Annotated in this window: 5 protein-coding genes; 2 read left to right on the top strand and 3 right to left on the bottom strand. The window is 68.6% G+C overall.

Going from position 1 to position 5,287, the window contains the following annotated elements:
- The first annotated feature begins 502 nt into the window (after positions 1-502).
- Positions 503-1,705 carry an acyl-CoA dehydrogenase family protein gene (locus tag MJ797_RS21950; protein ID WP_239340476.1) on the top strand — a complete coding sequence of 401 codons (1,203 nt, stop codon included), beginning with the start codon at positions 503-505 and terminating at the stop codon, positions 1,703-1,705.
- Between the two features lie 240 nt (positions 1,706-1,945).
- On the opposite strand, the gene MJ797_RS21945 is transcribed toward MJ797_RS21950, so the two are convergent.
- Entirely contained in the window at positions 1,946-2,368 is a 423-nt protein-coding gene (locus MJ797_RS21945) for a molybdopterin-binding protein (protein ID WP_239340474.1), read from the bottom strand.
- Positions 2,369-2,648: 280 nt separating this feature from the next.
- On the opposite strand from MJ797_RS21945, the gene MJ797_RS21940 reads away from it, so the two are divergent.
- Entirely contained in the window at positions 2,649-2,933 is a 285-nt protein-coding gene (locus MJ797_RS21940; protein WP_239340472.1) for a hypothetical protein, read from the top strand.
- A 404-nt stretch (positions 2,934-3,337) separates the two neighbouring features.
- Here the strand turns inward: MJ797_RS21940 and MJ797_RS21935 are convergent, their stop codons facing one another.
- Positions 3,338-4,504, bottom strand: a complete 1,167-nt coding sequence (locus tag MJ797_RS21935; protein WP_239340470.1) for an ABC transporter ATP-binding protein — start codon at positions 4,502-4,504, stop codon at positions 3,338-3,340.
- On the bottom strand, positions 4,501-5,287 hold a 787-nt coding region (locus MJ797_RS21930), incomplete at its 5' end, for an ABC transporter permease (RefSeq protein WP_308128357.1). The genes MJ797_RS21935 and MJ797_RS21930, both read right to left, overlap by 4 nt.

Here is a 5,287-nt window from a genome sequence, read left to right as displayed (position 1 = left end):
TCCTATCCTCGGGCGCTCTTAGTGGTCGGCGCCGGCAGACCCTGGACGAACTTCCAGCGGCGACCACTTAGAATCCGTAATGAAATAACGATGGATTCGGGTGGTTGTAGCGGCGGATAGATGTGGGTGACGGCGACCTGGCTGTCGGTTCCCGGCAGCCAGGAGAAAGAAGGCGGCATGGGCGCGCGGCGGAGTCATCCGTACCGCAGGCGGCCGTCGGCGTGACCAGCCGTATTCACCGGTAGGGCTAAAAGTGGCTGCACCTGACGGCAGCTGTCCTGCTGCCCCTCGGTGATGGTCCCACGAGACGAGAGGCCTTCGCCCTGCTCAGCGATGTTCTCATGCCGAACGGGACTTGATTATTCGACGCTGGGTATCGTATTCTCGCCGAGAATGGAGGATGGTCACCATCAGAATTCCCGGCACGCGATCCTGTTAGCATCTCCTCGCCTGCCTGGGGAGCATGGGGAATCACAGCGTAGCCATTCTTACAGGAGCCGGGATGAGCGAGGGGCGTACATGCTCCATGTTTTCGGGCAATGACTGTTTTTCCGACGAAACCGCGGAGTGGATCGGGCGTGTCGAGAAGATTGCCCCGGTGCTCGTCCGCTACCGGGACCAGGCCGAACATGAACGGATGACTCCAGCCGCGGTCATCGACGCGTTGCGCGGACAGAACATCCACCGGATGTGGGTCGCCGACGCCTTTGGTGGTGGGCAGGTCAGCGTGCGGACCGGCTCAGCCGTCCTGCGGACGCTGGCCCGCATCGATGCATCCGTTGCCTGGCAGATGGGCGTCCAAGGCGCCATCGGCCGGCTGTCGGACTATCTGCCGGAGCCGGTGGCACAGCGCCTTTTCCACGAGAGCCCGGGGCTGGTGGTCGGCGGTATCAATCCGACCGGCCGGGCCGAACGCGTGCCCGGCGGATACCGGCTGCACGGCACCTGGTCGTTCGCCAGCGGCTCGGCGCACGCCACCTGGCTGGTCTGCGCCGCCATACTCGCGGAGGACGACATGGCGTGTCCGTCCCCCGCCGGGCCGCGGACATACATGGCCTTCGTGCCCAAGAGCGCCGCCCTGTTCGTGGACGACTGGTTCACCATGGGACTACGCGGCACCGGGAGCACGACCTACCGCCTCGACGGCCTTGTCGTCCCTGACGATCACACAGTTGACGGTTCCCTCCTGCGGCGCCCGCCGGCCCGCCGCCCATCCCGAGCCTACGACATCGCCTACTACGACTTCGCTCCGTTCACGACCGCGTCGACAGCGCTGGGAATCGTTCAGGACGCCCTCGAGACCTTCCGCTGTCTGGCCCAGGAGAAGATTCCCGCCAGGGCGACGAGTCCGCTGGCGGCCAGCCATACCGTGCAGGCGGGGCTGGCCCGCGCGGAGGTCCTGGCGCGGGCCAGCGCCCTGCTGCTCACCGATGCCGCCGACCAGGCGACGGCACACGGCGAACATGGCGGGGAGGACCTCAGCGCGCTGATCAGGCTGGCGGCGGCGGCCGTGGGCGAGAACACCGCGACGGCCGTGGACACGCTCTACGATCTGGCCGGGACGAGCGCCCTCTACAGCGCCAGCCGGCTGGACCGCTGTTTCCGTGACATCCACGCGGCGGTCAAGCACATCACCCTCTCGTGGACGAACTTCGAGATGGTCGGCCAGTACTTTCTGGGCGGGGCGCTCCTGACACGGCGGTGATTGCGAACCTTTAGAGCGCCCGAGGATAGGACTGTCCGGCTCGCGGCTCCCCGCGTCCCGCCCGGCCGCGTTGTCCTCAGTCGGCGCCCAGCACCAGGGCACCTTCCTCCGCCGCCTTGCCGGACCGGGCGCGGATGAGCCGCTCGCTGACCGAACGCCCTATCCTCGGGCGCTCTTAGTTGATCATGAAGGGCGGCGGTACTTCTCCAGCGGCGACCGCCGTGCCGGACACCCACGACGTCAGGCGGCGGAGAGCGCGACCTCCGTCGACTTGATCAGAGCGGTCACGGTGGAACCCGACGCGAGACCGAGATCCGTCGCGGCCGCCCGGGTGATCGCCGCTGTGATCTCGCCACCGCCATCGAGGGCGATGTGTGCCACGGTCATGGCATCACCGGTCTCGAGCCTGGAAACCGTGCCAGGCAGCTGATTGCGGATGCTGAGACCGGCGACGGCCCCGGTGGTCAGCGACACTTCGGTCGATTTGATCAGAATGCCGACAGCGGACCCCACCGAGATGCCGAGATCCTTGACCGCGTCCATAGTCACCGCGGCGGTGACACGCTGTCCACCGGTAACGTCGATCGATACTGTGCCCATCGCCGCCCCAGTGGTGATCTCGGTAACGGTTCCCGCGAGCCGGTTGCGAATGCTCAAGCTCATTGATCTACCTCATCACATCAGGATGTTGCTCAGGGGAGAACCGCTCCCAGCCTACGTACAACGGCCACGTACGTCATCAGCCTTGTTACCCGTAATGCCCGATAAGAGCGCCTGGCGACAGAGGTGTGGATCAAGGAGCGGGGCTGAGGCGCGCGCCCCAGCCCCGCGATGCCGTCTCCCCTGTTGCCGGTCGCGCTACGCGTGTTTCGGAAGCCGGCGTTCGATCAGGGAGCCGCGTCCAGGTGGTTCCTGGTAAGGCCGCGGACCGGACCGATACCGGATGAGTTGTGTCGGTGTGGCCGAGAACGCGGCCAGGGGCCGCCTGAGCGTGGCGAGCCGAACAGCTGGCTTTCGCGACATGCCCTACGCCGCCGCCGCCGACCTCGCTGCCGCGGATGGGTTCGTACGGCCGGCCGGACCGGTCCGCGCCCCAGCCGCGCCGGATTGGTGGCCGTACTCGCGCGGTACCGGTAGCCCACGAACGGGTTCGCGCCGCACCCGCAAGCGGGTGGCCGGTCGTGCCGGCGGTCGCGGGCAGGCCGTCGGCCATGACGTGGGCCTGTGAACATCCATGCGGCGCGTTGGACGCCGGTGGACGACGAGGCGGCGGGTGCCGATGGGATGAGCGCATCGCTGGCGAGCCACTGATCACCATAGGTAATGATAGGAGGCGGTGCAACAATTTTATTGTTCCGCATATGATGATCATATATCGAAAATCAACCGCAGTTGAGGACCTTCGGGGATTCCCGCAGGATAAGATCATCGTTACTGTAACGGTGAGTCATGTTTCTGTGACATCCGAACGACGCCGGGCCTGCCGGGTCCCCCGTATTTACGGCTATTACCGCTCCCGGTGATCTCAGCGGTGGCCGGTAGGTCGTCGGTGTTGTCTCCGGCACGCTCGTCACCGCGTCGGGTGGCGCGCGATCCGTCGAGGGCGACCCGACGCATGAACGACTGGTGCTGTCACGCGTCAGGCGCGGCTTCGCCAGCCAGGGCGTCATCCACCGAATCGGGATAGGTCTCGATGTCGGTCGCCTTGAACGACGCCCAAACGATCATCCCTGGTTCCAGTCGCAGGTCGGCGAGCGCGGCCGGGGTGACATCCGCGAGCACCGGCGGGGCCGCGTCCACCGCGACCCGAGCCCGGTCACCCAGCAGCTCCAAGCCGGTAACCCGGCCCATCAGCGTGTTACGAGCGCTGCCGTGCGGCTCGTCCACCCCGAGGACGACGGCGGACGGCCGCAGCGCGGCCAGCACCCGTCCGCTGATCGCGGTGTCCGCGATCGTGAGGAGGCCGCCGCCGGCCAACCGCACCCGGCCCGCGTCGGCCTCGCCCCGGTAGAGGTTCAGCCCGACGAGCCTGGCCACATAGTCGGTCCGGGGCCGGCGTGCCACCTCGGCCGGCGGGCCCTGCTGTACCACCCGCCCCGCCTCCACAATGACGATGTCGTCGGCGAGCACCATCGCCTCGATCGGATCATGAGTCACGAGCACCGAGGGGCCGGCGAACCCGGTGAGGTGCCGGCGTAGATCCGCCCGGACCGCCAACCGGGTGGATGCGTCCAGCGCCGCGAGAGGCTCGTCGAGCAGCAGCAGGCGGGGTTCCGCGGCCAGGGCTCGGGCGAGCGCGACCCGCTGGGCCTGCCCGCCCGACAGCGCCCCGGGACGGCGGCCCGCGAACTCGGCCAGGCCGAACCTCGCCAGCCACACCCCGGCGGCGGCGCGGGCCTCGGCGCGGGGAACTCCCCGGCAGCGCAGGGCGAACGCGATGTTGTCCCGGGCGGACAGGTGGCCGAACAGCAGGTAGTCCTGGAAGACCATCCCGACCCCGCGGCGTTGCGTCGGGACGAAGATGCCCTCCGCTGAATCATCCAGCGCAACGCCGCCGACGCTGATACGGCCGGTGCCGATGGGCTGCAGGCCGGCGAGCGCCCGCAACAGCGTCGTCTTGCCCGACCCGTTCGGACCGAGGACAGCCATCGTCGTCCCGCCCGCGACACGTACTGTCACGTCCAGCACGAAACCGTTCGTGCGCGCCACCCGGACCCGGGCACGCAGGTCGCCGCCACCCGCCCCGGCGGGCACCGCCGACAGCCGCGTCACCGCGCTGAGCCCTTCCGTCTCGCTCATAGTGTGGTACCCGGCCGCAACCAGCGTTCCCGCAGCAACAGCAGGACACCCACCGCGACAGCGAGCAGCACGACAGACAGCGCGATCGCCGCGTCCGGATCGGTCTCCAGCGCAAGGTAGACCGCCAGCGGCATTGTCTGGGTTGTCCCCGGGTAGTTCCCCGCGAACGTGATCGTCGCGCCGAACTCACCGAGTGCGCGTGCCCAGCACAGCACCCCACCCGCCGCGAGCGACGGCGCGATCATCGGGAGGGTGACCCGGCGGAAGGTGACCAACCGGCTTGCGCCAAGGGTGGCGGCGGCCTCCTCGAAGCGCCGGTCGGTCGACCGCAGCGCCCCCTCCACCGTCACGATCAGGAACGGCATCGCCACGAACGCCTCCGCCACGACAACGCCGGCGGTGGTGAACGGCAGCGTGATGCCGAACCAGGCGTCCAGGTACTGGCCTACGACCCCCCGCCGGCCGAACGCGAGCAGCAGTGCGACCCCGCCAACCACCGGCGGCAGTACCAGCGGAACCGTGATGACCGCCCGCAACAGCCTCCGGCCGGGAAAGCTGGACCGGGCCAGCAGCCAGGCCAGCGGCACCCCGACCAGCAGCGACAACGCGGTCGCGATGGTCGTGGTCAGCAGCGACAGCCGCAGTGCCTCTCCTACCGCCGGTGTGGCCAGCAGCGTGGGCAGGTTGCGCCATGGTGCCCGCACCAGCAGAGCGGCCAGCGGGAGCAGGAGAAACCCGGTCGCAGCCCCGCCCGCGACCGCCAGCGGGACCGGTACCCGTCCG

The organism is Protofrankia sp. CiP3, assembly GCF_917627345.1.
In the GTDB taxonomy this organism is placed as follows: domain Bacteria; phylum Actinomycetota; class Actinomycetes; order Frankiales; family Frankiaceae; genus Protofrankia.
This window is presented reverse-complemented; position numbering and strand designations above follow the sequence as displayed.

Bases quoted from the DNA above. Each gene is read 5' to 3' on its own strand.
- MJ797_RS21950 (WP_239340476.1), top strand. From the start codon at position 503: ATGAGCGAGGGGCGTACATGCTCCATGTTTTCGGGCAATGACTGTTTT.
- MJ797_RS21945 (WP_239340474.1), bottom strand. From the start codon at position 2,368: ATGAGCTTGAGCATTCGCAACCGGCTCGCGGGAACCGTTACCGAGATC.
- MJ797_RS21940 (WP_239340472.1), top strand. From the start codon at position 2,649: ATGAGTTGTGTCGGTGTGGCCGAGAACGCGGCCAGGGGCCGCCTGAGC.
- MJ797_RS21935 (WP_239340470.1), bottom strand. From the start codon at position 4,504: ATGAGCGAGACGGAAGGGCTCAGCGCGGTGACGCGGCTGTCGGCGGTG.